Raw genomic sequence first — 25,342 nt, 5'->3', positions numbered from 1 at the left:
TGCACTGCACGGATCGGTGCCCGGCGATGAGTACGCCGGCTGCCGCTGTCCCGGTCGCCGCAGCCCCCCGTCCTGCCGCCGCCCCCGGGCTCGACCGCCGCGTCCTGGTCGGCCTGTGTGGCGTGCTGCTGGCGGTGCTGGTGTCGGGCTTCAACGAGAACATCACCAAGGTCGCCCTGGCCGACATCCGTGGCGCGATGGGTTTCAGCGTCGATGACGGCAGCTGGATCGTCGCCCTCTACAGCGCGATGTCGGTCAGCGCGATGGCCTTCGCCCCGTGGTGCGCCGCCACCTTCTCGCTGCGCCGCTTCGCATTGGCGATGATCGGCGGCTTCATGGTGCTGGGCGTGCTGTGCCCGCTTGCCCCTAACCTGCAGGTGTTCCTGCTGCTGCGCGCATTGCAGGGCCTGTGCGGTGGTGCACTGCCGCCGCTGCTGATGAGCGTGGCCCTGCGCTTCCTGCCGCCCGGCATCAAGCTGTATGGCCTGGCGGGCTACGCGTTGACCGCTACCTTCGGCCCGAGCATGGGCACGCCACTGGCTGCATTCTGGGTCGAGCAGGTGGGCTGGCACTGGGCGTTCTGGCAGATCGTGCCGTATTGCCTGGCTGCCATGGCGATGGTCGGCTGGGGCCTGCCGCAGGACCCGCTGCGGCTCGAACGCTTCGCCCAGTTCGATACGGTTGGCCTGCTGCTGGGCCTGCCAGCGCTGGTGCTGCTGGTGCTGGGCCTGGTGCAGGGCCCACGCCTGAACTGGTTCGACTCGCCGATGATCATGATGATGATCGGTGGCGGTGCCGGCCTGATGGTGCTGTTCATGATCAATGAATGGTTCCACCCCTTGCCGTTCTTCAAGCTGCAGCTGCTGGCCAACCGCAACCTAAGCTACTCGCTGGTGACGCTGGGCGGCGTGCTGTTCGTGCTGCTGGCGGTGATCTCCATCCCGTCCGGCTTCCTTGCCAGCGTGCAGGGCTACCGGCCGCTGCAGACGGCTCCGATGCTGCTGTGGGTGGCACTGCCACAGGTGATCGCGCTGCCGATGGTGGCGGCCCTGTTGAACATCCGCGCGGTGGACTGCCGCTGGGTGCAGGCCACCGGCCTGGCGATGCTGGCGCTGGCCTGCTGGCTGGGCTCGCACCTGGACGTGGCCTGGATCCGCGACAACTTCCTGTGGGTGCAGCTGCTGCAGGTGTTTGCCCAGCCAATGGCGGTGCTGCCGCTGCTGATGCTGGCCACCGGCGGCCTGGCGCCACAGGACGGCCCGTTCGCCTCGGCGTGGTTCAACACGGTCAAGGGTTTCGCTGCGGTACTCGCCAGCGGCGTACTGGATGCCGTCGCTCAGGGCCGCCGTCATTTCCATTCCACCGTGCTGGTCGACCGCCTTGGCGAGCAACCGTGGCTGGCCGATGGCCCGCAGCTGGGCGCGCGCCTGCATGCACAGGTACAGGCGCTGACCTCGGCCGACCTGTACTGGGTGGTCGCACTGGTGGCGCTGGCCTTCATTCCCCTCATTGCCTGGATGCCCACCCGCATCCATCCGCCACGTGCCGTGGCCTGAACCTTTCGCAGGAATTCCCTCATGACGATCAATCGAACCACTCTCAACACCGGCCTGGGCCTGGGCGTGCTGGCCCTGGCCATCGGCGCCTGGCTGCTGCTGCGCGATGGCGGCCACCAGACCACCAACAATGCGTACGTGGTGGCTGACTACACCCTGGTGGCGCCGAAGATTCCCGGCTTCGTCAGTGCCGTGGAAGTAGAAGACAACCAGTCGGTGAAGGCCGGCGACGTGCTCGCCCGCATCGACGACCGCGACTACCAGGTCGCCCTGCAGGCGGCCCGTGCCGACCTCGGCAATGCCCGTGCACAGCTGGCCAATGCGCAGGCCGCACTGGCCCAGCAGGACTCGCTGATCGAGCAGGCCAGGGCCAGCGTCGATGTCAGCCGTTCCGAACTGACCCTGGCCAGTGCCGACCAGCAGCGCTACCGCGAACTGGCCCGTGACGGCGCCGGTACCGTGCAGAACGCGCAGCAGGCGCAGTCGAAGCAGGCCGTGGCCAGTGCGCATCTGCAGCAGGGCCAGGCCGCGCTGTCGACCGCACGCCAGCGCACCGACATCCTCAGCGCGGGCGTGCAGGCCGCGCAGGCGGCGGTGCAGCGTGCAGAAGCGGCGCAGGCGCGCGCCGAACTGGATCTGTCGCACACCGTGCTGCGCGCGCCGATCGATGGCATGGTCGGTCGCCGCGCAGTGCGCGTGGGTGCCTACCTGACCCCGGGCACCCCGGTGGCCGCGGTGGTGCCGCTGAAGCGTGCCTTCGTGGTCGCCAACTTCCAGGAAACGCAGATGACCCGCATGCAGGCCGGCCAGCAGGTCGAACTGAAGGTGGACGTGTTCCCGGGCAAGCCGCTGCGCGGGCACATCGACAGCATTGCACCGGCCACCGGCGTCACCTTTGCTGCCGTCGCACCGGAGAACGCCACCGGCAACTTCACCAAGGTGGTGCAGCGCATTCCGGTGAAGATCGTGCTGGAGCCGGGCCAGCCGCTGCTGGACCAGCTGCGTGCCGGCATGTCGGTGGAAGCCAGTGTCGATCTGGGCAGCCGCGCGCGCGCGCAGAGCGTGCAGCACAGTCCGGGTCACAAGAGCGGGGAGGGTGCATGAGCGCAGTCACCGTGTTCCGCACCTTCGTTGCGGCGACCCTGTGTACGGCCCTGGCTGCCTGCACGATGGGTCCGGACTTCGTACGCCCGCAGGCGGAACTGCCCAGCCATTGGCGGGGTGAGGCTGTCGCCGGCAACGCCATCGACCAGGACGCGGCCTGGTGGGCCGGTTTCGACGATCCGCTGCTGGGCCAGCTGGCCAGCCAGGTGCTGGCTGCCAACCTGGACCTGCAGCTGGCGGCCAACCGCGTGCAGCAGAGCCGCGCTGCACGCGGCATCACCGCCGCCGACCGTCTGCCCAGCGTCAGCGCAACCGCCAGCGGCGCACGCGCACGCAACAGCGAGGTGGGCTTGAACGATCCATCCGGCAACGGTGGTCGTGATGACTACGGGCTGTTCCAGGCCGGTATCGGCCTGAGCTGGGAGCTGGACCTGTGGGGCCGCGTGCGCCGGCAGGTGGAAGCGGCCGACGCGCGCGTGCAGATGGCCGAGGAGGATGCACATGCAGTGCGCATCGTGTTGCTGGCGGAAACCGCGCGTGATTACCTGCAGCTGCGTGCGACGCGGCAGCTGCTGGCGATCACCGAGGACAACCTCAGCATCGCCCTCGACATCAAGCGCCTGACCGAAGCGCGTCAGCGCCAAGGCGTGGCCAGCACGCTGCAGGTGTCCAGCGCGTCCGCGCAGGTGGCATCGCTGCAGGCACGCATCGCGCCACTGCGGCATCGTGAATCGCAGCTGCGCAATGCACTGGCGTTCCTGCTGGCGCAGCCTCCGCAGGCACTGGATGCGCAGCTGCAGAATGCACGCCGCGACTGGCCTGCACTGCCGGCCGTTGCGGTGGGGCTGCCCAGCGAACTGGCCGGGCGTCGCCCGGACATCCGTCGTGCCGAAGCGGCGTTGCATGCCGCAACGGCCGGCATCGGCGTGGCCAAGGCCAGTTTCCTGCCGCGCATCACCTTGAACGGCGACGCGGGCTTCCAGGCCAAGCAGCTCGATGATCTGGATGGTTGGAACGCACATCGCTTCAGCATCGGGCCGTCGATCAGCCTGCCGATCTTCCAGGGCGGCAGGCTGAAGGCAAACCTCGCGTTGAGCAAGCTGCAGCAGCAACAGTCGTCCCTGCAGTTCCAGCGCACGGTGCTGCAGGCATGGCATGAAGTGGACGATGCCATCGATGGCTACGCCGCCGAACAGCAGCGCACCGTGCAGCTGCACGTGGCGGTGGATGAGAGCGAGACCGCACTGGGGGCGGCGCGCCGGCAGTACCAGGCCGGCGTGGTCGACATGCTGGACGTGCTGACCACCCAGCGCATCGCGTTGGACAACCAGGCTGCGCTGGCCAACAGCCAGGCCACGGCTGCGATCGCTCGGGTGGAGCTGTACCGCGCGCTGGGCGGCGGCTGGTAGTGCCGGCCGCTGGCCAGCATTTTCATGGCGCGTGTGGATGCCGGCCAGCGGCCGGCACTACCTCGTGTCCCAGTAGTTGCCAACCTTGGTTGGCGGCCTTTTTTGAAGCGCCAACCAAGGTTGGCATCTACCAGAGCAGGGCCTCAACGCACGTCGCGCAGTTCCCAATGGTGGCCGGCCAGCAGGCGCAGGCGCTGCTTGAACACGTCACTGTCGATGCGGGTGGTGGCCACCAAATTGATGCGCAGGTCTTTCTGCTCGCCGGTCACGGTGGCGTCCGGATCGGTCACGCCCCACTGCGGTTCCACCGCATCCGGGTCGGGCTGCTTGGCCTTCCAGCGCTCGAACAGCGTGCCGCTGCGCAGAGCGTCCTGCAGCTCTTCGGCGAAGCCGGCGGCGCCCTGCGAATGGAAGGACAGGTCAGGGTCATTGCCACGGGCCTTGGACGGGTCGGGCAGGCTGATGTGGTACTGCGCAGGCATGGAGTTCTCCTTGAAGTGAGGCAAGACTGGCACAGCCGCGGTGGAATCGATGTGCAGATTCGCGCCGTGATGGGGCCTCACTCGAACCGATGCGGCCCATCGGCGAAGCCCACGGTGACCGCGCCTTTGCCGACGTTGACCATGCCGGTCAGGCTCATCACCGATTCGTACACGGTCACGCCATGGGTGGCGCAGACCTCTTTCAGCTGTGCGTAGCCGGGCAGGGTGCGCAGCTCTTCCAGCTCACCGCCGTAGCTGACGCACACCGTCGGTGTCATCAGCCCGGCACGCACGCGCTGGCCGACGACCGCGAACAGCTTCTGCACGGCATTGTCGAATCCCTTGATCTTGGCGACTGGCCCGGTCTCGCCGCGGTAGCCATGCAGCACCGGCTTGATGTCCAGCGCGCTGCCCAGGGCGGCGCTGAGCAGGCCGACACTGCGGTCGCCCTTGTGCCGCGCACGCGCGCGCATGTAGTACAGGTCACGGGTGACCATGTAGCCGTGCACGTTGCTGGCCAGTTCCTCCAGCCGCTCGCGGATCTGCTGCACGCTGGCATTGCTGTCGCGCAGGCGCACGGCTTCCACCGCGGTCACCGCCTGGGCAGCGAACAGGTTCTGGGTGTCGAGCACGCGCAGCGCGAACGGCGAGTTGTAGCCCGCTGCCTGACGCACCGGCTTGTAGTCGTTGAGGATGGCGAAGCTGGCCTGCAGCGCGTTGTCATGGATCGGGCTGCGGGTCTTGGTGATGGTCATGCAGAACACGTGGTCGTAATCGATCACCAGCTGCTGCAGGAACAGGTCGCGGATCTGGTTGACGCTGAACGGGATGGTTTCCGCTTCAGCACCATGCTCGGCCACGTGCGCGTGCAGGAAGCTCAGCGTGGCCTGCTCATCGCGGTGATCGGCCAGCACGGCTTCGCCGATGCGGACGGTGATCGGCAGCAGCACGATGTTGTGCTCGGCAATGAAGTCCTGCGGCAGGTCGCAGGCCGAGTCGACGACGATTCCGATGCGCATCCGCGGCTCCCCCTCCAGGGCGGTTGTAGGTTCGGAAATGTGAAAACTATCTCAAAACCTGGGCGGGCGCGCGAGGGAAACGCGCCCCGTCCTGTTCAGCGATTGCGCTGCACCGCCACCGGCAGGCTGTCCAGGCGTTGCCATTCGGGCTGCAGCAGCAGGGCCGGATCAGCCAGTACGGCCGCCATCAGGGGATGGGCGTCGTTGCCCCAGAACAGTTCCTGGTCGATGGCCAGGGTCGGGACCCCGAACACGCCCGCGCTGATGGCGGCCTCCGTGTTGCGCCGCAGCTGCTCCTTCACCGCCGGATCGGCAATGGCAGCCGCGACATCCGCGATGCCCAGCTGCGCCCCCGGTTCGCGCAGGGCCTCGGCGCTGTCACCGGCATGGCCATCGCGCCAGATCCAGTCGAACAGCAGGTCCACTGCCTGTGCGCTGGCCCCGGCGGCCAGGCACAGGCGCAGCGCCGATAACGGATTGAACGGATGGCCGGGCGGGAAGCGCATCGGGGTGCCCTCGGCCTGCGCGGTCCACTGCAGGTGGCGATACGCAAAGCGGCGTTTGGCGGGGATTTCCGCCGGCCCCAGGTTGCCCAGGTGATGCAGCACCGCACCGAAGGCGATCGGCACGGTCTGGATCTGCGCGAACTGCGGCAACTGCTTCAGCTTCTGCCAGTGGAGGTAGGAGTAGGGCGAGACGAAGTCGAAGTACCAGCGCAGTGTCGCCATCGGTGTGTCCTCGTGTGCGGTCAGGGCTGCGCGTTGCGCTGCAGGTAGCGGTCGCGCAGGTCGGTCTGGCGCGAGCGCATCGGCATCGCACGGCCGCCCAGCCAGACCTGTTCGGCATAGTGCGCCACGTCCAGCGGATCACCTTCCCACAGCACCAGATCGGCGCGCTTGCCCGGCTCGATGCTGCCGATCTGGTCGGCCACCCCGAATGCCTGTGCGGGCACCCGGGTCAGCCCGGCCAGGCCATCGGCCCACGGCAGGCCGTTGGCCACCGCGTTGCCGGCCAGCTGGCGCATCTTGCGCGCGTTGTGGGTGGCGTCGCCGCGCTGCACGAAGGAAACCGCCACGCCGGCACGCTGCAGGCGCGCGGCGTTTTCCAGGGTGGCACCGAGCTGGTCGAAGCTGGCCGGCAGGTTGGCCAGCACGTCAACGAACACCGGCACCTGTGCGGCGGCAAGCTCCGGCGCGACCTGCCAGGCTTCGCCGGCACCGGCAATCGCGATCTTCACCTTCTCGCGCGCGGCCCAGCGCAGCAGCTGGCGGATGTCCGATGCACGATCGACCTCCACCACGATGCGGCCCTGGCCGGCCAGGTAGCGGCTGAGCATGCGGCGCCCGGCCGGGGTCAACAGCGCGTGCGGCGAATCCGCAGCAACCTGGCCGCGTGCTTCGTCGACCATCTGCTGCAGCAGCATCCATTGCGCGGCGCGCGAATGCCCGGTCAGCTCCGATGCCGCCGAGCCCAGGCGCAGGAACAGTGCGCGCGGGCCGATCGGGTCGACGCTGCCGTCCAGCCGCATCACACCGCCCTGGCCGGCCACGAAGCCGCCACCGGTGGCGGCGCCCAGTGCGGTGAAGCCGAAGCCCTCCAGCCGCGTCACCGGAATCAGCACCGAGGCCGGGTTGTAGGCCAGGGTGACGTCGAACTCCGGGCGCAACGGCTGCTCGCCGAGCTTCAGCGAACTGTCCACCGTGCTCGATTCACCCGAGACCTCTTCGATGCCGGTCTCGGTGATGCCCCCGAACAGGGCCGGGGTCAGCGGCCGGCCGTTGGCTTCGACCACGGTCGCTCCGGCCGGTGCGGACAGGCCGGTGCCGACTGCGCGGATGACGCCGCCCTGGACCAGCACATCGGCGTTCTGCAGGCTGCCGCGCGTGCTGGCCGTATGCACCGTCGCGTTGCGTACCAGCAGGTCCTGCGCAGATGCCGTGGTTGCCAGCAACAACAATGCCACCACGGTAGCGCCGGGCCATGCCCGGCGACGCTCGTTCAACACGCTCATCAGCGCACCTCCTGGCCAAGCTGGAAATCGGAACGCGGCGTGCTCGCCGGCACGCCGCGGTCGTACAGCCTGCGGCCATCAATGAAGACCTGCTCGGCCAGCGCATAGGAACTGAAGGGGTTGCCGTTCCACACCACGACGTCGGCCATCTTGCCGGCCTCCAGGGTGCCTGTCTGGCCCTCGATGCCCAGCGCCCTGGCAGCGTTGGCGGTCATCCAGGTGATGGCATGCTCGGGCGTGATCTCCGGCATGCGCGCGCGGCGCGCCGAGGCCATCACCTTGGCCGCTTCCTGGTTGAGGCGCTGGATGCCCTCGGGGGAATCGGAATGGACGATGGCACAGCTGTTCTTTGGCCGGTCAACCAGCGCGATGTTCTCCTGGATGCCGTCGAAGGCTTCCATCTTGAAGCCCCACCAGTCGGCCCACAGCGCGCCGCAGACGCCGTCGGCGGCCAGCCGGTCGGCCAGCTTGTAGGCCTCCACGCCGTGGTGGAAGGCGGCTACCTTGAAGCCGAACTCCTTGGCCAGGTCGAGCATGGTGGCCATTTCGTCGGCGCGGTAGCAGTGGATGTGCACGCGGATGTCGCCTTCGATGGCGCCGGCCAGCGTGTCCAGCTTGAGATCGCGCTTGCCGCCGGCATCCCCGGCGCTGTCGCCCTTGTCGCTGCCGAACCAGCCCTTGCGCTTGGCCGGCTTGGGCTTGTTCTTGGCGATGTAGTCGGCGGCATCGATGAAGGCGGCACGGTAGCCGGCCACGTTGCCCATGCGCGTGGCCGGGGCCACGCCCTTGCCTTCGCCGTAGACCCGCTTGGGGTTCTCGCCGCAGGCCATCTTCAGGCCCCACGGTGCGCCGGGGAACTTCATCGCCTGGTAGGTGATGGCCGGAACGTTCTTCAGGGTCACGCCGCGGCCGCCTACCAGGTTGGCCGAGCCGGGCAGCACCTGCATGCTGGTCACGCCGCCGGCCAGCGCGGTGGCGAAGCCCGGGTCCTGCGGCCACACCGAGTGCTCGGCCCAGACATTGGCGGTGACCGGTGCGGTGACCTCGTTGCCGTCGCTGTGCGCGCCAACGCCCGGGCTGGGGTAGACACCCAGATGCGAATGCACGTCGATCAGACCGGGGGTGACCCACTTGCCCTGTGCATCAAGGCGGGTGACGCCGGCATCGGCCTGCAGCTGGCGGCCAACGGCGACGATGCGGCCGTCGCGCAGCAGCACGTCGGCGTTGTCCAGGCGCTGGCCGGTACCGGTCAGCACCGTGGCGTTCTGGATCAGCACCGGCGCATCAGGATGGGCCTGGTAGGTGCTGGGGTAGGGATCGGCGACGAAGCGCGAGGCGCCCACCGCCGGAGCCGTACTCAATGAAAGCAGTGCCAGGGCCACCCCGGCGCGCAACAACGTCGATGCCATGCAGTTCCCCTTGCAGCCTGGTCCAACCGCCGACGCTAGCCCGGTGGTGGCGCGCTTGCCAAGTGACCTTCTTCACAGGCCTGCCGACGGTGGCTCGACGGCACCGGCCGGGTGGCTGAAAATACCCGGTCCCCCCGCCGTACCGGACCGCCCATGAAGAGCAAGCAGGAAATCGTCGACAACTGGCTGCCCCGGTATACCGGCGTGCCCCTGGACCAGTTCGGCCAGCACATCCTGCTGACCAACTTCGGTGGCTACCTGCACACCTTTTCCGAACTGACCGGTGCGCCCGTCATCGGCCTGGACCGGCCGATGGCCAGCGCTACGATCGACGGCATCACCATGATCAACTTCGGCATGGGCAGCCCCAATGCCGCGATCATCATGGACCTGCTGTCGGCGGTGATGCCCAAGGCGGTGCTGTTCCTGGGCAAGTGCGGTGGCCTCAAGCGCAAGAACCAGCTGGGCGACCTGGTGCTGCCGATCGCTGCGATCCGGGGCGAGGGTACCTCGGGCGATTACCTGCCGCCGGAAGTCCCGGCGTTGCCGGCGTTCGCGCTGCAGCGTGCGGTCTCGACCATGATCCGCGACCTCGGCCACGACTACTGGACCGGCACCGTCTACACCACCAACCGCCGGGTCTGGGAACACGACGAGGCCTTCAAGGAGCGGCTGCGGGCGATGCGCTGCATGGCCATCGACATGGAAACGGCCACGGTGTTCGCCGCCGGCTTCGCCAACCACATCCCCAGTGGCGCGCTGCTGCTGGTCTCGGACCAGCCGATGATCCCCGATGGGGTCAAGACCGAGGCCTCCGATGCCAAGGTCAGCTCCCAGTTCGTGGAAAACCATATCCAGATCGGTATCGAGGCGCTTAAGCTTATCCGGCGCAACGGCAAGTCGGTCCGCCACCTGCGCTTCGACGAATGATGATGATGGCCTGGCGCGGCGCGCCGGCCCTGGGGAGTAGGTGATGGACGTTGCCGCGCAAGTGGTGGAATTCTGGAAAGAAGCGGGCCCTGCGAAGTGGTTCGCCCGCGACGATGCGTTCGACGCGCAGTTCCGCCAGTTGTTCCTGGACGAGCATTTCGCCGCGGCTTCGCGCGCGCGAGAGCATTGGCTGGGCAGCGCCGAAGGCGCGCTGGCGCTGATGCTGCTGCTGGACCAGTTCCCGCGCAACTGCTTCCGTGGGAGCGCCCATTCCTACGCCACCGATGGCCTGGCCCGGCACTACGCCATGCGCGCCATCGAGGAAGGCCTGGACCTGCAGCTGGTACCAAAGCTGCGCGCCTTCATCTACCTGCCGTTCGAGCACTCCGAGGATCCGATGGACCAGGACCGTTCGGTGGCGATGTTCGACGTGCTGGGTGACAAGGAGTACCTGCAGTACGCCGAACTGCACCGCGACATCATCCGCCGCTTCGGGCGTTTCCCGCATCGCAATGCCGTGCTCGGTCGTTTCCCCACGGCGGAAGAGCTGGATTACCTGGCTGAAGGCGGGTTCGCCGGCTAAGAAAAAGGGGACGGAGGGGATTAAGTCGTTTTGCCACAAACGACTTAATCCCCTCCGTCCCCTTTTTCAGGGCCGATCAGTACTTCGGCACGCCGTTGTCGACGTCTTCGGACCAGGCATTGATGCCGCCGGTGACGTTGAACACCTTGGTGAAGCCCAGAGCACGGAACTGCTCGGCAGCCTGTGCGCTGCGGCCGCCGTGGTGGCACATGAAGGCCAGAGCGGTGTCCTTCGGCAGGGCTTCCAGCTCAGCGCGGCCGTTGCCGTCGAAGCTCTTGAACGGCACGCCGACGGCGGCGATGGTGCGCTCGTCGGCCGGGCGCACGTCCACCAGGGTGATGTTGCCGGCACGTACCAGGTCGTCGGCATCACGCACGCTGATTTCCTGCACCGGCTTCGGCGCGTTCGGGTTGTCGATGGCCAGGCCCTTGCCGCGGATGTCGTCCACCCAGTCGATGGTGATGCCGTTGGCGCGACGAGCGCTGGACAGATCGAACTGCACGCGCAGGCCATTGGATTCGGCAGCGATCGCGCCTTCGTCATGCGGGGCCAGCTGGAAGTTCGGCTGGAAGCCGGCGTCGATGGTCAGCTGCAGAGCAGCGCCCGGAGCATCGGCCAGCGCGCCCTTGAGCATTTCCACGGCGGCGGGGGTGACGGTGATGCTCGGCGGGGTGCGGTCCGGTGCGGCCAGGCCCAGCACGCTGCTCAGCTCGCCGCTGGCGGCCATCTGCAGCACGATGTCGCTGCCGCCGACCAGTTCGCCGTCGATGTACAGCTGCGGGATGGTCGGCCAGTCGCCGTAGGCCTTGATGCCTTCACGGATTTCCTGGTCGGCCAGCACGTTGACGTGGGCGAACTCGACACCGAGGTCCTGCAGGGCGCCCACGGCCTTGGCCGAGAAACCACACTGCGGCATCGACGGCTGGCCCTTCATGAACAGCACGACGCGGTTGGCGTTGAGGATGGATTCGATGCGCGAACGCAGGGCGGGATCGAGGGACATGGACGTCGGGGTTCCGGGAATTCGAATCATCAATTCTAACCCCCATGGCATCATGGGGGATGAGCAACGCAGGAACATTGCATCGCATCCCGGCCCGCCCCTGGCGCTGGCTGCCCTGGCTGGTGGCGTCGCAGCTGGCCGTGATCCTGGTCTGGGTACAGGCTGGGTGGCACTGGGGGCTGCCGCTGATGGTGGCCAGCCATGCGCTGTTCATGGTGCCGGTGTTCCTGCCCAACAGCCGTTTCTACGCGCCGGTACTGAGCCGGGTGCCGGACGCTGGCAACAGTGTCTGGCTCACGATCGATGACGGCCCCGGCCCGGAAACCCGTGCCGTGCTCGACCTGCTGGACCGCCACCACGCGCGTGCGACCTTCTTCCTGGTGGGGGACCGTGCGCTGGCGCAGCCGGAACTGGTGGCCGAGATCCTGCGCCGTGGCCACGACCTGGGCAATCACAGTCTCAGCCATCCGCAGGCCCGCTTCTGGCGCCTGGGCCCAGCGGCGATGCGGGCCGAGATCGAAGGCTGCCAGCATGCATTGCAGGCCCTGAGCGGGCATCCGGTGCGCTGGTACCGCTCGGTGGTGGGCATGACCAACCCGTTCGTGGCGCCGGTGTTGAAGGCGCTGGGCCTGGTGCGCGTGGGCTGGAGTGCCCGCGGTTACGACGGCGTCGGCTGCACGCCGGAGGGCGTGCTGGCGCGGCTGTTGCCCGACCTGCAGCCAGGAGCCATCGTGCTGCTGCATGAGGGCGCCGCCCACGGCCACAATCTGGCGATCATCGAGCGCGTGCTGCAGGCGCTGGACGAGCGCGGCTTGAAGGCGCAGCTGCCTACCGGCTGACACGTATGGGGTAGCGTCGGGCCGTGCCCGGCGAATGCCACAGGCGGCGCTGTGCTCGCAGGGCATGGCCCGGTGCTACCGGTTCCGGTGCGCCACCAGCAGCCAGCTGTTGAAGGGGGTACGCCCGTGCAGCGGCCGAGGGGCGGTCACCTGCAATCCCGCTTCGGCAAGCGTCGTCTGCAGCACCTCCGGATCGGGGTAGTGGCGCGGCCGCGTGCCCATCCAGCCGACCAGCCAGGCCAGCCGGTCCGCCACCCGCGTGGTGCGGTCGCGGCCATCGCCGGTAGCCAGCGGCGTGCGCAGCAGCAGGCAGCCGCCGGGGGCCACCCGCGCACTGGCTGCCTGCAGCAGTGCCTGCTGCGGGCCCGCGTCCAGGTATTGCAGCACGTCCAGCAGCAGGACGTGCCCGGTCTGCGCCGGCAGTGGTGCCTGCACGTCCACGCAGTCGAAGCGCACGTCATGCAGCTCGACGGCGGCACGCTGCGCGCGGGCGATCTTGCCCGCATCCACGTCCACGCCCAGGTAGCGCTGGGTGCCGCCGCGCTGGCGCAGTACATGGGCGAACAGGCCCAGCCCGCAGCCGAGGTCCAGCACCGGCTGCCCGTCATCAGGCAGATGCTGCAGCACGCCGTCGTACAGCGGATCGCTGCCGAGCTTGCCGCGGGTGTAGTAGTAGTCGCGGCGGCTGCCCCAGGCCTGCGCGGGGCGGAACGCTTCGGCGATCAAGCGGGCCTGCGGGGCCGTCAGGGGAGTACAGGGCAGGGGCGGGCCGTTCCGTGGCGTGCCGTCCATCGCTTCAGTCCGTGCCGCCAAGCAGATGCGCGGCCACCGGAAGGGCGCGTGCGCTCCACAGCGCGTACATCCGCGCCGAAGGGTGCAGGCCATCCTCGGCAATCATCGTCGGGTCTTCGCCCTGCGCGCGGCTGATATCGGTGATGTCGACGAAGGCCACGCCGTGCCGGGTACTGATCAGCTCGGCGGCGGCATTGAACTCGTCGGTCTCGATCTCGATCGCGGCCAGGTCACGTCCACTGCCGGCACCGAACGGGGTGGCGCCCCAATCGGGGAAGGACAGCACCAGCACGCGGCCGGCATCACCGCCGGCGAAGCCGATCGCCCGCTGCAGAAGCGCCTGGAACTGGCTGCGGTACTCGTCCAGCGGACGCCCGCGGTACTGGTTGTTGACGCCGACCAGCAGGCTGACGAAATCGAACGGTCCCTGCGGCGCGGCTGTGTCGATGCCTGCATCGAGTTCGTCGGTGGTCCAGCCGGTGGTGGCGATGGTCTGCGGATCGGACAGCTCAATGCCCTGCGCACGCAGCGCGGCGGCCAGCTGGTGCGGCCAGCGGCCTTCGACTGCAACCGCTTCACCGATTGTGTATGAATCGCCCAGCGCCAGGTAGGACAACGCCACGGCTCAGGCCACCGAACGGCGCGGCTTCAGCGGCACGACCTTGGTCGCATCCTCGGCACGGCGCGCCAGCACACGGTCGATACGGGCGAACACATCGCGCATCACCGAGGCTTCCGGCATCAGGGTCACGCGGAAATGATGGCGGTAGGGCACGTTGAAGCTCGAGCCAGGCACCACCAGCACGCCTTCGTCGTTCATCAGGTCCAGCGCGAAATTGTGGTCGTCGAAGCCCTTGGCAGCAGCGCCGACCACGGCCGGGAACGCGTACAGCGCGCCGGCCGGCGCGACCAGCGACAGGTGCTCGCTGGCTTCGCAGGCCTCGATCACCGCGCGGCGGGTTTCATACAGGCGACCGCCTGGCGCGCACAGCTCGGAGATGGTGTCCGGGCCGTTCACCGCAGCCTCGATGGCGTACTGGCCCGGCACGTTGGCGCACAGGCGCAGCGCGCCCAACAGGTCCAGTGCGGCGCGGAAGTCACCCAGGCGGGCATCGTCGCCGCTGAGGTGGGCCCAGCCCACGCGCCAGCCGCAGGCGCGGTGCACCTTGCTCAGGCCGCTGAAGGTCAGGCACGGATGGTCGCCGGCCAGCGGCGCGACCGGCTGGAACACCGCGTCGTCGTACAGGATCTGGTCGTAGATCTCATCGACCAGCAGCAGCAGGTTGTGGCGGCGCGCGATCTCCACCACACGCTCCAGCAGCTCGCGCGGGTAGCTGGCGCCGCTGGGGTTGTTCGGATTGATCAGCACGATGGCGCGGGTGCGTGAGGACACCAGCGTCTCGATCTCGCTCGGGTCCGGCTGGAAGCCGTTCTCCGGTGCGCAGCGGTAGTACACCGGACGGCCATCGTTGAGGATGGTCGAGGCCGACCACAGCGGGTAGTCGGGCGAGGGCACCAGCACTTCGTCGCCGGGATTGAGCAGCGCACGCAGTGACAGGTCGATCAGCTCGCTGACGCCGTTGCCGAGGAAGACGCGGTCCGGGTGCGCATCGGGCGCGCCACGGCGGGCGTAGTAGCTGGCGATGGCTTCACGTGCCACCGGCAGGCCCTGCTGGTGCGTGTAGGGGTCGGTGCGGCCCATGTCGTCGGCGATTGCGCGCTGCAGGTGCTCGGGCGCGCGGAAACCGAAAGCGCCCGGATTGCCGATGTTGAGCTTGATCAGCTTGCGGCCCTGCGCCTCCAGCTCCCGGGCTCGCCGCGCCAGTTCTCCGCGGATTTCGTAGCGCACTTCGGAAAGGCGCTCGCGGATGGCCAGGGGCTTGGGCGAGTTGGTGGACATGAGGGCTGGGCCGTCAAAAGGCATGGGGCTTCCATCCTACCGGAATTGCTGCAATGCATGGCAAGGGCTCCGGGCCCGTCATTGCTGGGCTGGCAGGGCGCCGTCACAGGTAGAATGGCGGCGATGACCCAGACCCCCGATTTCATCGCCCTGCAGACCATCGGCTGGCCCTGGCCGGGCCCGGCGCAGCAGGCCGACTGGCAGGCCGCGATGGCCGCGCACCCGCAGGCCCGCCCGGCACGGGTGATCGAACAGCACCGTACCCACTACGTGGTGGCCGATGGCCCGGACGCCTCGATCAAGGCCGAGTCGCTGCCGGAATGGCAGCGCCCGCGCTTCCCCAGCCATGAACGGCCTGCGGTGGGTGACTGGGTGCTGCTCGATGGCATCCGCATCGTCGCGCTGCTGCCGCGGCGTACCGCGATCAAGCGTGGTGCGGCCGGCGAGCATTACCACCAGCAGGTGATCGCGGCCAACATCGATACGGTGTTCATCGTCTGTGGCCTGGATGCCGACTTCAATCCGCGCCGCATCGAGCGTTACCTGCTGCTGGTCGGCGGTGGCGGTGCCGAACCGGTGGTGGTGCTGACCAAGGCGGACCAGACCGAGTACAGCGAAGACGCGCTGGCGGTGCTGGAAGAGCTGGAGATGCAGGGCATTGCCCTGCATGCGATCAACGGCCTGGATGCCGACAGCGTGGCGGTGCTGCAACCGTGGCTGGGCCCGGGCCGCACGGTGGTGCTGGTCGGTTCCTCCGGTGCCGGCAAGTCCACGCTGACCAACACCCTGCTGGGCGAGCAGCGGATGAAGACCAACGCGGTGCGCGCCAACGATTCGCGCGGACGCCACACCACCACGCACCGCGCGCTGATGCCGCTGCCGACCGGCGCCTGCCTGATCGACACCCCCGGCATGCGCGAGCTGAAGCCGACCGGTGAAGAGACGCTGTCCGAAGGCGGCTTCGCCGATATCGAGGCTTTGGCCGCACAGTGCCGTTTCAACGACTGCAAGCACCAGCAGGAACCGGGCTGTGCCGTACGTGCGGCGATCGACGCAGGTGAGATCGAAGAGAGCCGGCTGCTGAACTACTTCAAGCTGAAGGAAGAAGTGGCCGCCGCCGCCGCCAAGCTGGCGGTCCGCCAGGCCGAGACCGCGCAGGAGCGTGGCGGCAAGAAGGGCAAGGGCCAGCAGTTCCGCCCGGCCGGAAAGCCGCGCCGGCGCTGATCGGTATCGCGGGGTCGGATCCCATTGCACCGCAATGGGCTCTGACCCTTGCAATGAACCCGCGTCTGCCTGCTTCGGGTGGGTGTCAACTGCCCGCTTCTGGTAGGTGCCAACCTTGGTTGGCACGAATCTGTCCGCAGCCGCCTTCGGCGGATGCCAACCCAGGTTGGCACCTACCAAAGCAAGGGCAGGGCGCTATAGTCCGCCCATGGAACCGACCGCGACGCTGGACCGTGACGTGGCCCACCATGCAGCGCTCGATGCGCGCCTGGTCGAGGCCGTGGGAGGCATCCGCCTGCTGGGCCTGACCAGCTGGCCGGCAACGCTGCAGGCGCCGTTCCTGGAAAGCGTGGCACGTGGGCAACCGGTGCTGCCGAAGGTGGACTACCCGAGGCTGGATTTCAGCGAAGAGCGCCGTGCGCTGGCCGCGATCGCCGCCGACTGCGATGACACTCATCCGCTGGGCCACTACGTGCGGCAGTCGGCGCAGAGCTGGGACCTGGCCGCGCAGCTGCTGGAAGGGCTGGGCACCGCGGCGGTCGATACCTGTTCGGTGCAGCTGTTCGGTGCTCCCGAGCAGCCGCTGCCGGGCAATGGCCCAAGCACGCGCGAAGCCGCGCGCCACTTCATCCAGATTGCCGCCGAACTGGACCACGAACTGCTGGCGCCGGAAGAGCAGGTGCCGGTCTCGGCCATTGCCCTGCAGCTGCAGTTGCAGAACGACCTGGACGCCTTCTTCGAATCGCGCATCATCCAGGTGCAGCTCGACCCGGACCTGGTTTCCAAAGCGGCTGCCGGCCCGACCCGCATCCGCCTGCGCACCAGTGCGCGCTTCAGTGCCTACGACCGTGCGCAGCTGTTCCACCATGAAGCGCTGGTGCATTCGCTGACCGCATTGAACGGCCGCGAACAGCCGGTGCTGCCCAGCCTGGCATTGTCCTCGCCGCGGGTGACCGCCACCCAGGAAGGATTGGCAACGTTTGCCGAGCAGATCACCGGCAGCATCGACATCGAGCGCCTCAAACGCATCAGCCTGCGTACCGAAGCGATTGCGATGGCACGCGAAGGCGCCGATTTCATCGAGGTGTTCCGCTACTTCTGCGACGCAGGGCAGAACGCCGAAGAGAGCTTCGCTTCGGCACAGCGCGTGTTCCGTGGGGTACCGCCGAGTGGTGGCCTCGCCTTCACCAAGGACACGGTGTACCTGCGCGGGCTGGTGTCGGTGCACACCTTCTTCCGCCACATGCTGGCCGAGGATCGGCTGCAGGTCTGCCGCTGGTTGTTTGCCGGCAAGATGAGCCTGACCGATGCGATCGCGTTCGCGCCACTGTTCGAAGCGGGTGTGCTGAAGCCGCCGCGCTGGCTGCCGCACTGGGTGAGCCGGGCGAACGGCCTGGCCGGGATGCTGGCGTTCTCGCTGTTCGCCAACCGGATACGGATGGACCAGCTGGCGCCGGAATGAAATGCGCTGGCGGATTGTGGCGTATTGATTGATATCGGGGAGAGCGGGAGGCTTGCGCTGGCCAGGACACGCCGCAAGTACGTCCCTGTAGGCTCGGCCACGGCATCCATGCCGTGGACGGTCCTGTCCAGCGCAAGCCCCCCGCTCCAGACAATTTCCCGCGAGACGGCCAGCAGTCCACCAGAGGGATTGCGCTTGAAGAGCTTGAAAAGCAAAGAGCCGGGCAATGCCCGGCTCTTTGCTTTTGCTCTTCTTTGCCTTCCGCACCGTGGCGCGGGAAACCGTCGAGCAGGGTCGGATGGGCCGGCGCAGGACCGTTGGCGCCATGGATGGCGCCATCGAGCCCCCATGGATGGGTTCACGGCGTGTCCTGCGCCGGCCCATCCGGCCCTGCCCCGCGACGATAATCAAGACGCCGCGGGGCAACGCTTTCGACTTAGAACTCCGCCGCCACCGTCATGAACAGCTGCCGCGGCGCGCTCGCATGGATCGCATACCGCGTGCCCTTCGGATCGGTCGGCGCAAACGAGCTCAACTGGCCGGCGTAGCGCTTGTTGGTCAGGTTGGTCGCGTTCAACGACACCCGCACGTTGCGCAGGCCCAGGCCCGGGCCGAAATCGTAGCCCGCACCGGCGTCGAAGGTGGTCACGCCCGGCACCGACTGGTCGTTGGTGTAGGTGTAGTAGCGCTTGCCGGTGTACTTGGCACGCAGGCTGGCGAAGAAGCCATCGCGGTTCCAGCTGATCTCACTGGAGGCCATGCGCTGCGGCGTATCCACCGTGATCTTGCCGGCCACCGGAACGATGGCGCCGCCCGAGGTGTAGTCATCCTCGTAGGTGGTCTTGTTCCAGGACAGCGCGTTGTACCACTGCAGGCCGTCGATCGGCTTGAGGATGAAGGTCAGCTCCGCACCGTGGCTCTTCACCGAACCGACGTTGATGAAGCGCGTCACGCACTCCGGGCGCGTACCGACTTCGATGCTGGAACAGGGGTTCAGCGACAGCAGGCGGTTGTCGAACTTCACGTTGTAGGCCGCGATCGACGCCTGGTACTTCTCGCCGAAGGTGCGGAAGCCGGCTTCCAGGCTCTTGGACTTCTCCGGCTCAAGACCGGCGCTGGCCGCGAACGATTCCGGCGACACCTGCAACGGGCCACCGCTGCCGCCACCGACGAAGGCAGCGATGTTCTCGGCGTAGGAGGCGAACAGCTCGTTGTTGGCGTTGAGCTTGAAGCCCAGGCCCACCTGCGGCAGCACCGACTTCTTGGCGGTCAGCGTGCCCGAGGCAATGCTGGTTTCCACGCCCGGCTGGGCGGTGGCGCGCATGCGGGTGTTGGGGCTCTTGATGCCCACATCCACGGTCAGGCGCTGGTCGAGGAAGCGCATGCGGTCCTGCACGTAGAACTGGCGCGTGCGGATGTCGAAGTCCTGGTTGAACAGCAGGCGGTCCGGGTTTTTCAGGTACAGGTCGTCCAGGAACGGGCCGCTGATGTAGTAGAAATTGCGCGACACGTTGTGGTCGTTCTGCTCGTACCACAGGCCGGCTTCCAGTTCGTGGATGCCCACCGTCCACGACAATGCGGCGGTCAGGCCATCGCGGTTGATCGTGTAGTTGGTGCTGCGGATCGAGATCGGCAGCATCTTGTCGGTGCCCGGGTAGGACGGCTGGCCCGGTGCCCACCAGTGGCCCTGGCCACGGTTGTCGTGATGGTAGGCCAGCAACTTCAGGCGGCCCTGCTCACCGAGGCGCAGGTCGGCATCGACCGAGTACAGGTTGTCGTCACGCAGTGCGCGGCTCTGGTAGTAGGCATCGTCGATGCTGCGGACATTGCCGCTGTACTTGCACTTCGAAGCATTGAAGGTGCCGGGCGCGCAGTACGCGGCGGCCACGGCGCGGTCCCAGTCCGGTGCGTAGATGTTCCAGTCATAGCCCATGCCACGTGCCAGCATGTCCTTGGACAGGTAGGCGTAGTTGGCCTGGCTGGCGCGCGAGGTGGCCACGAACGCACCGAAGCGGTGGTCGCCGACATTCCACACCGCCTTGGCATTGAACTGGCGGGTGGTCTGGTTCTGGTACGGCGCGGCCCACATGTCCTGGTCCTGGTGCACGCCGGACACATAGGCCGAGAAGCCGTTGATGTCGCCGGTGTCCACGCGCAGGTAGCCACGGCGCTGGCTGTTGTCGCCGACGGTGACGCTGGCGCGGCCACCGAATTCGGTGGACGGGTCCATCGAGAAGTACTGGATGGTGCCGCCCAGGTTGCTGGTCGAGGCCACGCCCAGCGAACCGATGCCCTGTGACAGCTCTGCACCGGCCAGGTTCTCGGCGATGATCGCGCGGGAGACGCTCAGGCCGTTGTAGTTGCCGTAGCTGTTGTCGCCCAGCGGGATGCCGTCCAGCGTGTAGCCCAGGCGGCTCTTGTCGAAGCCGCGCAGGCTGATGGTCTGCGATTCCTCGTTGGCGCCGAAGGCGTCGTTGGACTGCACCGACACGCCCGGCAGGCGGTCGAGGATCTTCTGGCCGCTGGTGCCCGGCGGCAGCACCTGCTTGTCGACGGTGGTGATGCGCTGCACCTGGCGGGTCTCGCCCTGGCCGATCACGGAGACGGTATCCAGCGTCTGCGCGCTCAGCGCGGCATCGGTGCTGGCGGTGGCACCGGTATCGGCGGCGGTGGCGGCGTGGGCGCTGGCGGCGGCGGAGAGCGCGATCGCCACGGCGATCGTCAGGTGTCGGGTCTGCATGGTGGTCCGTTGCATTGGGGGTGGTCACCGGCACGCGTGCGCGGTGCATGGCCACTATGCGAACGGAACATGAAACCTTCTTTACGAAAAACCAACGAACGGTGCAGGGCCGTGGTGCGTGTCCTGCAACATGTTCGTCATGGCGGTATGCGGGTGGGAATCAGAAGCGCTCCCCAGGCCAGCTCAATTTGAGCTGGTCCATGCAGTCACGGTCATGTTCGGAGAATGAGAATCCGATCTGGATGCCGTTCACTACTGTGCCGAACACCGTCGACTCGTCGAGGCTATGCCCTGACGGCACGGAAAGGACATTGAAGTCGGGATAGCGACGACCCATCTGCTTTCGCGAGATGCAGGCGCCGCCCAGCGACAGCGTAATGCCTTTGATGATTCGCCCCGACGCATCGGTGTAGATCTGGCCAGAAGGCCCCTTGATCCTCCCAGCGACCACGAAGGGCGCCAGATCGATGGTGGCGCTGTCGCCCCGGCCCATTCTTGCTTCCGAACGCGAGCCGGCCGGAGCCAGGGGTGATAGCTGCGCGACAAGGTCAGAGCGTGACAGCTGCAAGGACCAGCGCTCCACGAGCCGCCAGGTTGCATCCGCCTCTTCCGCAGTGGCAGCGGACGGGGCTGCTGTTGCAGAACCGGCAACCAACAGGCTCAGGATCAGAAGAAGTTCAGGGACGGGCTGCGATCGCTTCATCGTAGATTCTTCCGTAGAAGTCGTTGTAGTTCTCGCCGGTGGTTGAAGTTACGTTGTTGTCGCAGAACAGCTTACCTACCTGCCGGTCCAGGTCTTCACCGCCGGCATCGGCCTGTGCGATGAGGCCAGGACCGTTGGACGCAGCTACGCCGATGTCGTAGTACCCCAGGCTGGTCACCAGAAGCTCACTGCGCGCGGTGAGGTTGTTGAGTACCGCTTTCCCCTCCATGGTGCAGAAGTGCTGGATGAACGCACCTCGGGTGCTCAAGGTGATACCTTCGAAATACAGTGCGTGTCCCACTTCATGGGCAATGGCTGCGATCCGGAAGTAATAGCCTGCAATGTCGGAGGAATCGCAGTCGAAGGACTGGATGTAGATCCGGATGGGATCGCGATTGGTATAGGACGCGGGAGCCCAGGCGAAGGTCCACTCCGGATGGCCGGTGATCTGCGCGTCGAGCGTGGGGGCGCCTGGGATCAGCCAGTCGGGGCAGCCCAGGCCCGTGATCACCCGCATAGGCGGGGGTTCCGCGCGGGTCGGTGTCGCCAGCAGCGTAGTGGCGACCACGAGAAGCGCAATCAGCAATGCACGCATGCCAACCTCCTTGATCCGCGATTCCAGCCGTTCATCCATCGGGCTCGGCGAGCGCTGGCAGGTATAGCACCGGTTCTGCCGATGTATCGGGAAGTGCGTCTCAGAAATGCAGAAACAAAAAGGGGCCGGATCACCTTCACAACTGAAGGTGATCCGGCCCCGCGCACTCCGTGGGGGAGGCGGTCCACGCGTTGCGTGGAGACGGGCTCAACCCATGTACAGGCCACCGTTGACGGCGTAGTCGGCACCGGTCACATACGAGGCTTCATCCGACGCCAGCCACGCGCACAGGCCGGCCACTTCCTCGGGGCGGCCCAGGCGGCGCACCGGCACCGAGGCGGCCAGCCGGTCCAGCACATCCGGCGGGAAGCTGCTGATCGCCTGGCTGGCGATGTAGCCCGGCGACAGCGTGTTGACGGTGACCCCGCGCGACGCAACTTCGGCAGCCAACGCACGACTGAAGCCATGCATCGCGGCCTTGGCGGTGGCGTAGTTCACCTGGCCGATCTGGCCCTTGTGGGCGCTGACCGAACCGATGTTGATGATGCGGCCCCAGCCCCGCGTGGCCATGCCGTCGACCACCTGCTTGGTCAGGTTGAACAGCGCATTGAGGTTGGAGGCGATCACCGCGTTCCAGTCCTCCACCGTCATCTGCCGGAACAGCAGGTCGCGGCTGCCACCGGAGTTGTTGACCAGCACGTCCACTTCACCGACTTCGGCGCGCACCTTGGCGAACGCGGCGCTGGTCGAGGCCCAGTCGGTCGCGTTGCCTTCGGAGGCGATGAAGTCGAAGCCCTGTTCGCGCTGCTCGCGCAGCCAGTTGGCCTTGCGCGGCGAGTTCGGCGCGCAGCCGGCAACCACGGTGTGGCCGCTGCGGGCCAGGCTCTGGCAGATGGCAGTACCGACACTGCCCATGCCGCTGGTGACGTAAGCGATTCGAAGCGTCATTGCAGAAGGCTCCTTGGTAGAGGGTCAGGCGGCGAGCGGGTACAGGCCGAACAGCAGGCTGCCGACCATCAGCAGCATCGAGATGGCGATGGCCCACTTCAGGGTGAACTTCTGGTGGTCGGCGAATTCGACCTTGGCCAGGCCCACCAGCAGATAGGTGGACGGCACCAGCGGGCTGAGCAGGTGCACCGGCTGGCCGGCCAGCGAGGCGCGTGCCATTTCCACCGGGGTGATGCCGTAGTTGCCGGCAGCCTCGGACAGGATCGGCAGCACGCCGAAGTAGAACGCGTCGTTGGACATGAAGAAGGTGAACGGCATCGACGCCACCGCGGTGATCACCGCCAGGTACGGGCCCCACGATTCCGGAATGACGGCCAGGAAGCTGTGCGACATCGCTTCGACCATGCCGGTGTTGTTGAGGATGCCGGTGAAGATGCCTGCGGCGAAGATCAGCGACACCACCGACAGCACGTTGCCGGCATGGTTGACCACGCGGCGGCGCTGCTCGGCCAGGTTCGGGTAGTTGATCACCAGGGCGATGGCGAAGCCGACCATGAACAGCACCGGCATCGGCAGCACGCCGATGATCAGGGCGGTCATCAGTGCCACGGTCAGGGCCAGGTTCACCCACAGCAGCTTCGGGCGCTTGATGTCTTCGGCGTCTTCCACGGTCGGCAGCGGGTTGCTGTCATCGGACACGCTGTTGTCCATCCAGCTGCCGCCCTTGGGCAGGGTCACCACGCCCAGGCGACGGCGTTCCTTCAGGCCCAGGTACCAGGCCAGCAGCAGCACGCCGGCACAGGCGATCACCATCGAGGGGATCAGCGGCACGAACACGTCGGCCGGGTCCACGTGCAGCGCGGTGGCCGCGCGTGCGGTCGGGCCGCCCCACGGGGTCAGGTTCATCACGCCGCCGGCAAGGATGGTCACGCAGGTCATGTTCAGCGCGTTCATGCCCAGCCGCTGGTACAGCGGCAGCATCGCCGAGACAGTGATCATGTAGGTGGTCGAACCATCACCATCGAGCGAGATCAGCATTGCCAGGACGGCGGTGCCGAGCACGATCTTCATCGGATCGCCCTTGACGAAGCGCAGGATCACCCGCACCAGCGGATCGAACAGGCCGGCGTCGATCATCACCCCGAAGTAGAGGATGGCGAACATCAGCATCACGCCGGTGGGCGCGATCTTCTTGATGCCCTCCAGCATCATCTCGTCGATGTTGGCACCGAAGCCGCCGATCAGCGCGAACAGGATGGGGATGGTGATCAGGGCGACGAGCGGCGACAGGCGCTTGCTCATGATCAAGTACATGAACGTAATGACCATGCCAAAGCCGAGGATGCTCAGCATCATCTGCGGACTCCTTGCGAAAACAGGACGTGGGGAAGTGGAAGGGGCCCGGGCGGCATGCCCGGGATATCAGGCCTAGAAGTCGTACTGCAGGCGGCCGGTGACCGCGCGCGTGCGGTCCACCGTGACCCCGGCGAGGCGGTCGCGGTTGCGGCTTTCAATCACGTTGAGCATGAAGCGCAGGTTGTCGCGCAGGTACCAGTTGCCACCCAGCGTCCACGCCTCGGTGCTGCCGCGGCGCAGGTCCGGCGCGCCATCGAGGTGTTGTGCGCCCCACATCTGGTCGTAGCGCAGCGCCACTTCGAAGGCACCGGCCTTGTGCTGGATGTCCTTCACCCGTGCGAATCGGCCGGTCTTGCGGTCGTAGGCGCGGCTTTCGCCGGTCACGAACCAGCTGAGCATGCCGTAGGCGGCCATCACGTCGCCGCGCTGAGCGCCGTCATCGAAGGTGGCGCCACTGAACTCGCCCTGCCACGACAGCGGGCCGCGCACCTGCGCGTATTCCAGCGACCATTTGTTGACGTCGGTATCGCGGCCGGCGGAGAAGTCGACCAGGGTCAGGCGGCTCTCGTCGGACAGGTGGCCGGCCGGGCGCGGGCGGATGCGCAGGCCGGGCACGCCGTTGGCGCCGGGGTTGTCGTAGGCCTCGCGGGCCAGCGACAGGCCCAGGTGCAGCACGTCACCGTCGCTGGGCGAGGGCGCCCAGGTGACGCGGCCGCCGGCGGCGCGACCCTTCACCTGCCAGGCGTCGATGCTCTCCAGGCTGTAGAGGCTGGCCGCCCAGGTGAAGTCACCCGGGTTGGCCTGCCATGACGCACCCAGGCGGTACAGCGGCGCCAGCGTGGTGCCGGCGTTGCCGCGTTCCAGGAAGCTGCCGTAGTTGGAGCTGGTGCGGTCATCCAGCGAGAAGTACTGCTTGAACTGGCCGACGGTCAGCTTGCCGGCCTTGCCGAAGCTGCGTGCCAGGTACACGTCCTTGGCCTCGACGCGGTCGCCGGAGAAATCGGCTTCCAGCTTGTAGTCGACCACGAAGAACTTGCCCGACACGTCCAGCCAGGCGCGACGGATCTCGGTGTCGTCCTTGTTCGGCGTGCCGCGGTTGTCGTTGTCGAAGGTGGCGAAGTCCAGGTGCAGGCGGCCCCCGAGCGAGGCCGTGACCGGACGATCGTCTTCGGCGGCAAAGGCCGGCGCCGACAGGGCAGCCAGCGCCATCATGGCGGCAGGACGCCGCCAGGCAAACGTGAATTCCACAAACCCTCCCAGGTGCGCGCCAGGCGCGC

Annotated in this window: 23 protein-coding genes; 8 read left to right on the top strand and 15 right to left on the bottom strand. The window is 67.3% G+C overall.

The features are described from left to right. Positions 1 to 26: 26 nt before the first annotated feature. The 3 genes from ACZK4H_RS18025 to ACZK4H_RS18015 are packed head-to-tail and all read left to right on the top strand — an operon-like array spanning position 27 to position 4,069. Positions 27 to 1,556 (top strand): MFS transporter, encoded by a 1,530-nt coding sequence (locus tag ACZK4H_RS18025; protein ID WP_099552018.1) that lies wholly within the window; start codon positions 27 to 29, stop codon positions 1,554 to 1,556. Between the two features lie 21 nt (positions 1,557 to 1,577). Then, positions 1,578 to 2,660 carry an HlyD family secretion protein gene (locus ACZK4H_RS18020; RefSeq protein ID WP_099552017.1) on the top strand — a complete coding sequence of 361 codons (1,083 nt, stop codon included), beginning with the start codon at positions 1,578 to 1,580 and terminating at the stop codon, positions 2,658 to 2,660. Next, positions 2,657 to 4,069, top strand: a complete 1,413-nt coding sequence (locus tag ACZK4H_RS18015) for an efflux transporter outer membrane subunit (RefSeq protein WP_099552016.1) — start codon at positions 2,657 to 2,659, stop codon at positions 4,067 to 4,069. Before ACZK4H_RS18020 ends, ACZK4H_RS18015 begins: the two co-directional genes overlap by 4 nt. A gap of 143 nt (positions 4,070 to 4,212) precedes the next feature. On the opposite strand, the gene ACZK4H_RS18010 is transcribed toward ACZK4H_RS18015, so the two are convergent. From ACZK4H_RS18010 to ACZK4H_RS17990, 5 genes are all read right to left on the bottom strand, one after another. Next, positions 4,213 to 4,551, bottom strand: a complete 339-nt coding sequence (locus ACZK4H_RS18010) for a hypothetical protein (protein ID WP_006469105.1) — start codon at positions 4,549 to 4,551, stop codon at positions 4,213 to 4,215. A 77-nt stretch (positions 4,552 to 4,628) separates the two neighbouring features. Further along, the gene (locus tag ACZK4H_RS18005; protein WP_099552015.1) at positions 4,629 to 5,570 is read right to left on the bottom strand and encodes a DegV family protein; all 942 of its coding nucleotides are present in this window, start codon (positions 5,568 to 5,570) and stop codon (positions 4,629 to 4,631) included. A gap of 95 nt (positions 5,571 to 5,665) precedes the next feature. Then, positions 5,666 to 6,298, bottom strand: coding sequence for a 2-hydroxychromene-2-carboxylate isomerase (locus ACZK4H_RS18000; protein ID WP_099552014.1), 633 nt, complete (start codon positions 6,296 to 6,298; stop codon positions 5,666 to 5,668). Positions 6,299 to 6,318: 20 nt separating this feature from the next. Then, positions 6,319 to 7,581, bottom strand: coding sequence for an amidohydrolase family protein (locus ACZK4H_RS17995; RefSeq protein ID WP_099552013.1), 1,263 nt, complete (start codon positions 7,579 to 7,581; stop codon positions 6,319 to 6,321). Continuing rightward, the gene (locus ACZK4H_RS17990) at positions 7,581 to 8,990 is read right to left on the bottom strand and encodes an amidohydrolase (RefSeq protein ID WP_099552012.1); all 1,410 of its coding nucleotides are present in this window, start codon (positions 8,988 to 8,990) and stop codon (positions 7,581 to 7,583) included. The genes ACZK4H_RS17995 and ACZK4H_RS17990 overlap by 1 nt, the downstream gene beginning before the upstream one ends. A 153-nt stretch (positions 8,991 to 9,143) precedes the next feature. Here ACZK4H_RS17990 and ACZK4H_RS17985 point away from each other — a divergent pair, with 153 nt between their 5' ends. Next, positions 9,144 to 9,920, top strand: coding sequence for an AMP nucleosidase (locus tag ACZK4H_RS17985; protein ID WP_005414446.1), 777 nt, complete (start codon positions 9,144 to 9,146; stop codon positions 9,918 to 9,920). 43 nt (positions 9,921 to 9,963) lie between these two features. Further along, positions 9,964 to 10,503: a DUF924 family protein gene (locus ACZK4H_RS17980; RefSeq protein WP_099552011.1), complete on the top strand. Its 540-nt coding sequence runs from the start codon at positions 9,964 to 9,966 to the stop codon at positions 10,501 to 10,503. Between the two features lie 76 nt (positions 10,504 to 10,579). Here the strand turns inward: ACZK4H_RS17980 and grxD are convergent, their stop codons facing one another. Then, entirely contained in the window at positions 10,580 to 11,506 is a 927-nt protein-coding gene (grxD, locus tag ACZK4H_RS17975; RefSeq protein WP_099552010.1) for a Grx4 family monothiol glutaredoxin, read from the bottom strand. A 59-nt stretch (positions 11,507 to 11,565) separates the two neighbouring features. Here grxD and ACZK4H_RS17970 point away from each other — a divergent pair, with 59 nt between their 5' ends. Beyond that, positions 11,566 to 12,345: a polysaccharide deacetylase family protein gene (locus ACZK4H_RS17970; RefSeq protein WP_099552009.1), complete on the top strand. Its 780-nt coding sequence runs from the start codon at positions 11,566 to 11,568 to the stop codon at positions 12,343 to 12,345. A gap of 75 nt (positions 12,346 to 12,420) precedes the next feature. Here ACZK4H_RS17970 and ACZK4H_RS17965 read toward each other — a convergent pair whose 3' ends face one another. Genes ACZK4H_RS17965 through ACZK4H_RS17955 form a run of 3 tightly spaced genes read right to left on the bottom strand, consistent with a single transcriptional unit; the run spans position 12,421 to position 15,037 of the window. Continuing rightward, positions 12,421 to 13,137 carry a class I SAM-dependent methyltransferase gene (locus tag ACZK4H_RS17965; protein WP_099552008.1) on the bottom strand — a complete coding sequence of 239 codons (717 nt, stop codon included), beginning with the start codon at positions 13,135 to 13,137 and terminating at the stop codon, positions 12,421 to 12,423. A gap of 4 nt (positions 13,138 to 13,141) precedes the next feature. Next, complete coding sequence (locus tag ACZK4H_RS17960) at positions 13,142 to 13,759, bottom strand: SGNH/GDSL hydrolase family protein (protein ID WP_099552007.1); 618 nt, start codon at positions 13,757 to 13,759, stop codon at positions 13,142 to 13,144. 3 nt (positions 13,760 to 13,762) lie between these two features. Further along, positions 13,763 to 15,037 carry a pyridoxal phosphate-dependent aminotransferase gene (locus ACZK4H_RS17955; RefSeq protein WP_099552006.1) on the bottom strand — a complete coding sequence of 425 codons (1,275 nt, stop codon included), beginning with the start codon at positions 15,035 to 15,037 and terminating at the stop codon, positions 13,763 to 13,765. A 114-nt stretch (positions 15,038 to 15,151) separates the two neighbouring features. Between ACZK4H_RS17955 and rsgA the strand changes: the two genes are divergently transcribed. Both rsgA and ACZK4H_RS17945 read left to right on the top strand, forming a co-directional pair. Further along, entirely contained in the window at positions 15,152 to 16,261 is a 1,110-nt protein-coding gene (rsgA, locus tag ACZK4H_RS17950) for a ribosome small subunit-dependent GTPase A (RefSeq protein ID WP_032965961.1), read from the top strand. A gap of 208 nt (positions 16,262 to 16,469) precedes the next feature. Further along, on the top strand, positions 16,470 to 17,723 hold the full coding sequence (locus ACZK4H_RS17945; protein WP_099552005.1) for a flavohemoglobin expression-modulating QEGLA motif protein: 1,254 nt from the start codon (positions 16,470 to 16,472) through the stop codon (positions 17,721 to 17,723). A gap of 436 nt (positions 17,724 to 18,159) precedes the next feature. Here ACZK4H_RS17945 and ACZK4H_RS17940 read toward each other — a convergent pair whose 3' ends face one another. From ACZK4H_RS17940 to ACZK4H_RS17915, 6 genes are all read right to left on the bottom strand, one after another. Beyond that, the gene (locus tag ACZK4H_RS17940; protein WP_099552004.1) at positions 18,160 to 20,463 is read right to left on the bottom strand and encodes a TonB-dependent receptor; all 2,304 of its coding nucleotides are present in this window, start codon (positions 20,461 to 20,463) and stop codon (positions 18,160 to 18,162) included. A gap of 160 nt (positions 20,464 to 20,623) precedes the next feature. Beyond that, the gene (locus ACZK4H_RS17935) at positions 20,624 to 21,166 is read right to left on the bottom strand and encodes a hypothetical protein (RefSeq protein WP_099552003.1); all 543 of its coding nucleotides are present in this window, start codon (positions 21,164 to 21,166) and stop codon (positions 20,624 to 20,626) included. Continuing rightward, on the bottom strand, positions 21,141 to 21,761 hold the full coding sequence (locus tag ACZK4H_RS17930) for a hypothetical protein (RefSeq protein WP_239503770.1): 621 nt from the start codon (positions 21,759 to 21,761) through the stop codon (positions 21,141 to 21,143). The genes ACZK4H_RS17935 and ACZK4H_RS17930 overlap by 26 nt, the downstream gene beginning before the upstream one ends. Before the next feature lie 207 nt (positions 21,762 to 21,968). Continuing rightward, positions 21,969 to 22,709 (bottom strand): acetoacetyl-CoA reductase, encoded by a 741-nt coding sequence (phbB, locus tag ACZK4H_RS17925; protein ID WP_005414435.1) that lies wholly within the window; start codon positions 22,707 to 22,709, stop codon positions 21,969 to 21,971. A 24-nt stretch (positions 22,710 to 22,733) separates the two neighbouring features. Beyond that, positions 22,734 to 24,062, bottom strand: a complete 1,329-nt coding sequence (locus ACZK4H_RS17920) for a CitMHS family transporter (protein ID WP_032130486.1) — start codon at positions 24,060 to 24,062, stop codon at positions 22,734 to 22,736. Positions 24,063 to 24,137: 75 nt separating this feature from the next. Continuing rightward, the gene (locus ACZK4H_RS17915; RefSeq protein WP_099552002.1) at positions 24,138 to 25,277 is read right to left on the bottom strand and encodes an OprO/OprP family phosphate-selective porin; all 1,140 of its coding nucleotides are present in this window, start codon (positions 25,275 to 25,277) and stop codon (positions 24,138 to 24,140) included. Between the last annotated feature and the right edge of the window lie 65 nt (positions 25,278 to 25,342).

Source organism: Stenotrophomonas sp. 78350_Sma, assembly GCF_056482105.1.
The sequence above is the reverse complement of the archived record's forward strand: the minus strand, read 5'-3'. Positions and strand labels throughout refer to the sequence as shown.

Excerpts from the sequence above, each read along its gene's own strand:
- ACZK4H_RS18010 (WP_006469105.1), bottom strand. The coding sequence starts at position 4,551 with ATGCCTGCGCAGTACCACATCAGCCTGCCCGACCCGTCCAAGGCCCGT.
- grxD (WP_099552010.1), bottom strand. The coding sequence starts at position 11,506 with ATGTCCCTCGATCCCGCCCTGCGTTCGCGCATCGAATCCATCCTCAAC.
- ACZK4H_RS18025 (WP_099552018.1), top strand. The coding sequence starts at position 27 with ATGAGTACGCCGGCTGCCGCTGTCCCGGTCGCCGCAGCCCCCCGTCCT.
- ACZK4H_RS17915 (WP_099552002.1), bottom strand. The coding sequence starts at position 25,277 with ATGATGGCGCTGGCTGCCCTGTCGGCGCCGGCCTTTGCCGCCGAAGAC.
- ACZK4H_RS17965 (WP_099552008.1), bottom strand. The coding sequence starts at position 13,137 with ATGGACGGCACGCCACGGAACGGCCCGCCCCTGCCCTGTACTCCCCTG.
- ACZK4H_RS17955 (WP_099552006.1), bottom strand. The coding sequence starts at position 15,037 with ATGTCCACCAACTCGCCCAAGCCCCTGGCCATCCGCGAGCGCCTTTCC.
- ACZK4H_RS17930 (WP_239503770.1), bottom strand. The coding sequence starts at position 21,761 with ATGCGTGCATTGCTGATTGCGCTTCTCGTGGTCGCCACTACGCTGCTG.
- ACZK4H_RS17970 (WP_099552009.1), top strand. The coding sequence starts at position 11,566 with ATGAGCAACGCAGGAACATTGCATCGCATCCCGGCCCGCCCCTGGCGC.
- ACZK4H_RS17920 (WP_032130486.1), bottom strand. The coding sequence starts at position 24,062 with ATGCTGAGCATCCTCGGCTTTGGCATGGTCATTACGTTCATGTACTTG.
- ACZK4H_RS17980 (WP_099552011.1), top strand. The coding sequence starts at position 9,964 with ATGGACGTTGCCGCGCAAGTGGTGGAATTCTGGAAAGAAGCGGGCCCT.
- ACZK4H_RS17990 (WP_099552012.1), bottom strand. The coding sequence starts at position 8,990 with ATGGCATCGACGTTGTTGCGCGCCGGGGTGGCCCTGGCACTGCTTTCA.
- ACZK4H_RS17985 (WP_005414446.1), top strand. The coding sequence starts at position 9,144 with ATGAAGAGCAAGCAGGAAATCGTCGACAACTGGCTGCCCCGGTATACC.
- ACZK4H_RS17945 (WP_099552005.1), top strand. The coding sequence starts at position 16,470 with ATGGAACCGACCGCGACGCTGGACCGTGACGTGGCCCACCATGCAGCG.
- ACZK4H_RS18005 (WP_099552015.1), bottom strand. The coding sequence starts at position 5,570 with ATGCGCATCGGAATCGTCGTCGACTCGGCCTGCGACCTGCCGCAGGAC.
- ACZK4H_RS17940 (WP_099552004.1), bottom strand. The coding sequence starts at position 20,463 with ATGCAGACCCGACACCTGACGATCGCCGTGGCGATCGCGCTCTCCGCC.
- ACZK4H_RS18000 (WP_099552014.1), bottom strand. The coding sequence starts at position 6,298 with ATGGCGACACTGCGCTGGTACTTCGACTTCGTCTCGCCCTACTCCTAC.
- rsgA (WP_032965961.1), top strand. The coding sequence starts at position 15,152 with ATGGCGGCGATGACCCAGACCCCCGATTTCATCGCCCTGCAGACCATC.
- phbB (WP_005414435.1), bottom strand. The coding sequence starts at position 22,709 with ATGACGCTTCGAATCGCTTACGTCACCAGCGGCATGGGCAGTGTCGGT.
- ACZK4H_RS18015 (WP_099552016.1), top strand. The coding sequence starts at position 2,657 with ATGAGCGCAGTCACCGTGTTCCGCACCTTCGTTGCGGCGACCCTGTGT.
- ACZK4H_RS18020 (WP_099552017.1), top strand. The coding sequence starts at position 1,578 with ATGACGATCAATCGAACCACTCTCAACACCGGCCTGGGCCTGGGCGTG.
- ACZK4H_RS17935 (WP_099552003.1), bottom strand. The coding sequence starts at position 21,166 with ATGAAGCGATCGCAGCCCGTCCCTGAACTTCTTCTGATCCTGAGCCTG.
- ACZK4H_RS17995 (WP_099552013.1), bottom strand. The coding sequence starts at position 7,581 with ATGAGCGTGTTGAACGAGCGTCGCCGGGCATGGCCCGGCGCTACCGTG.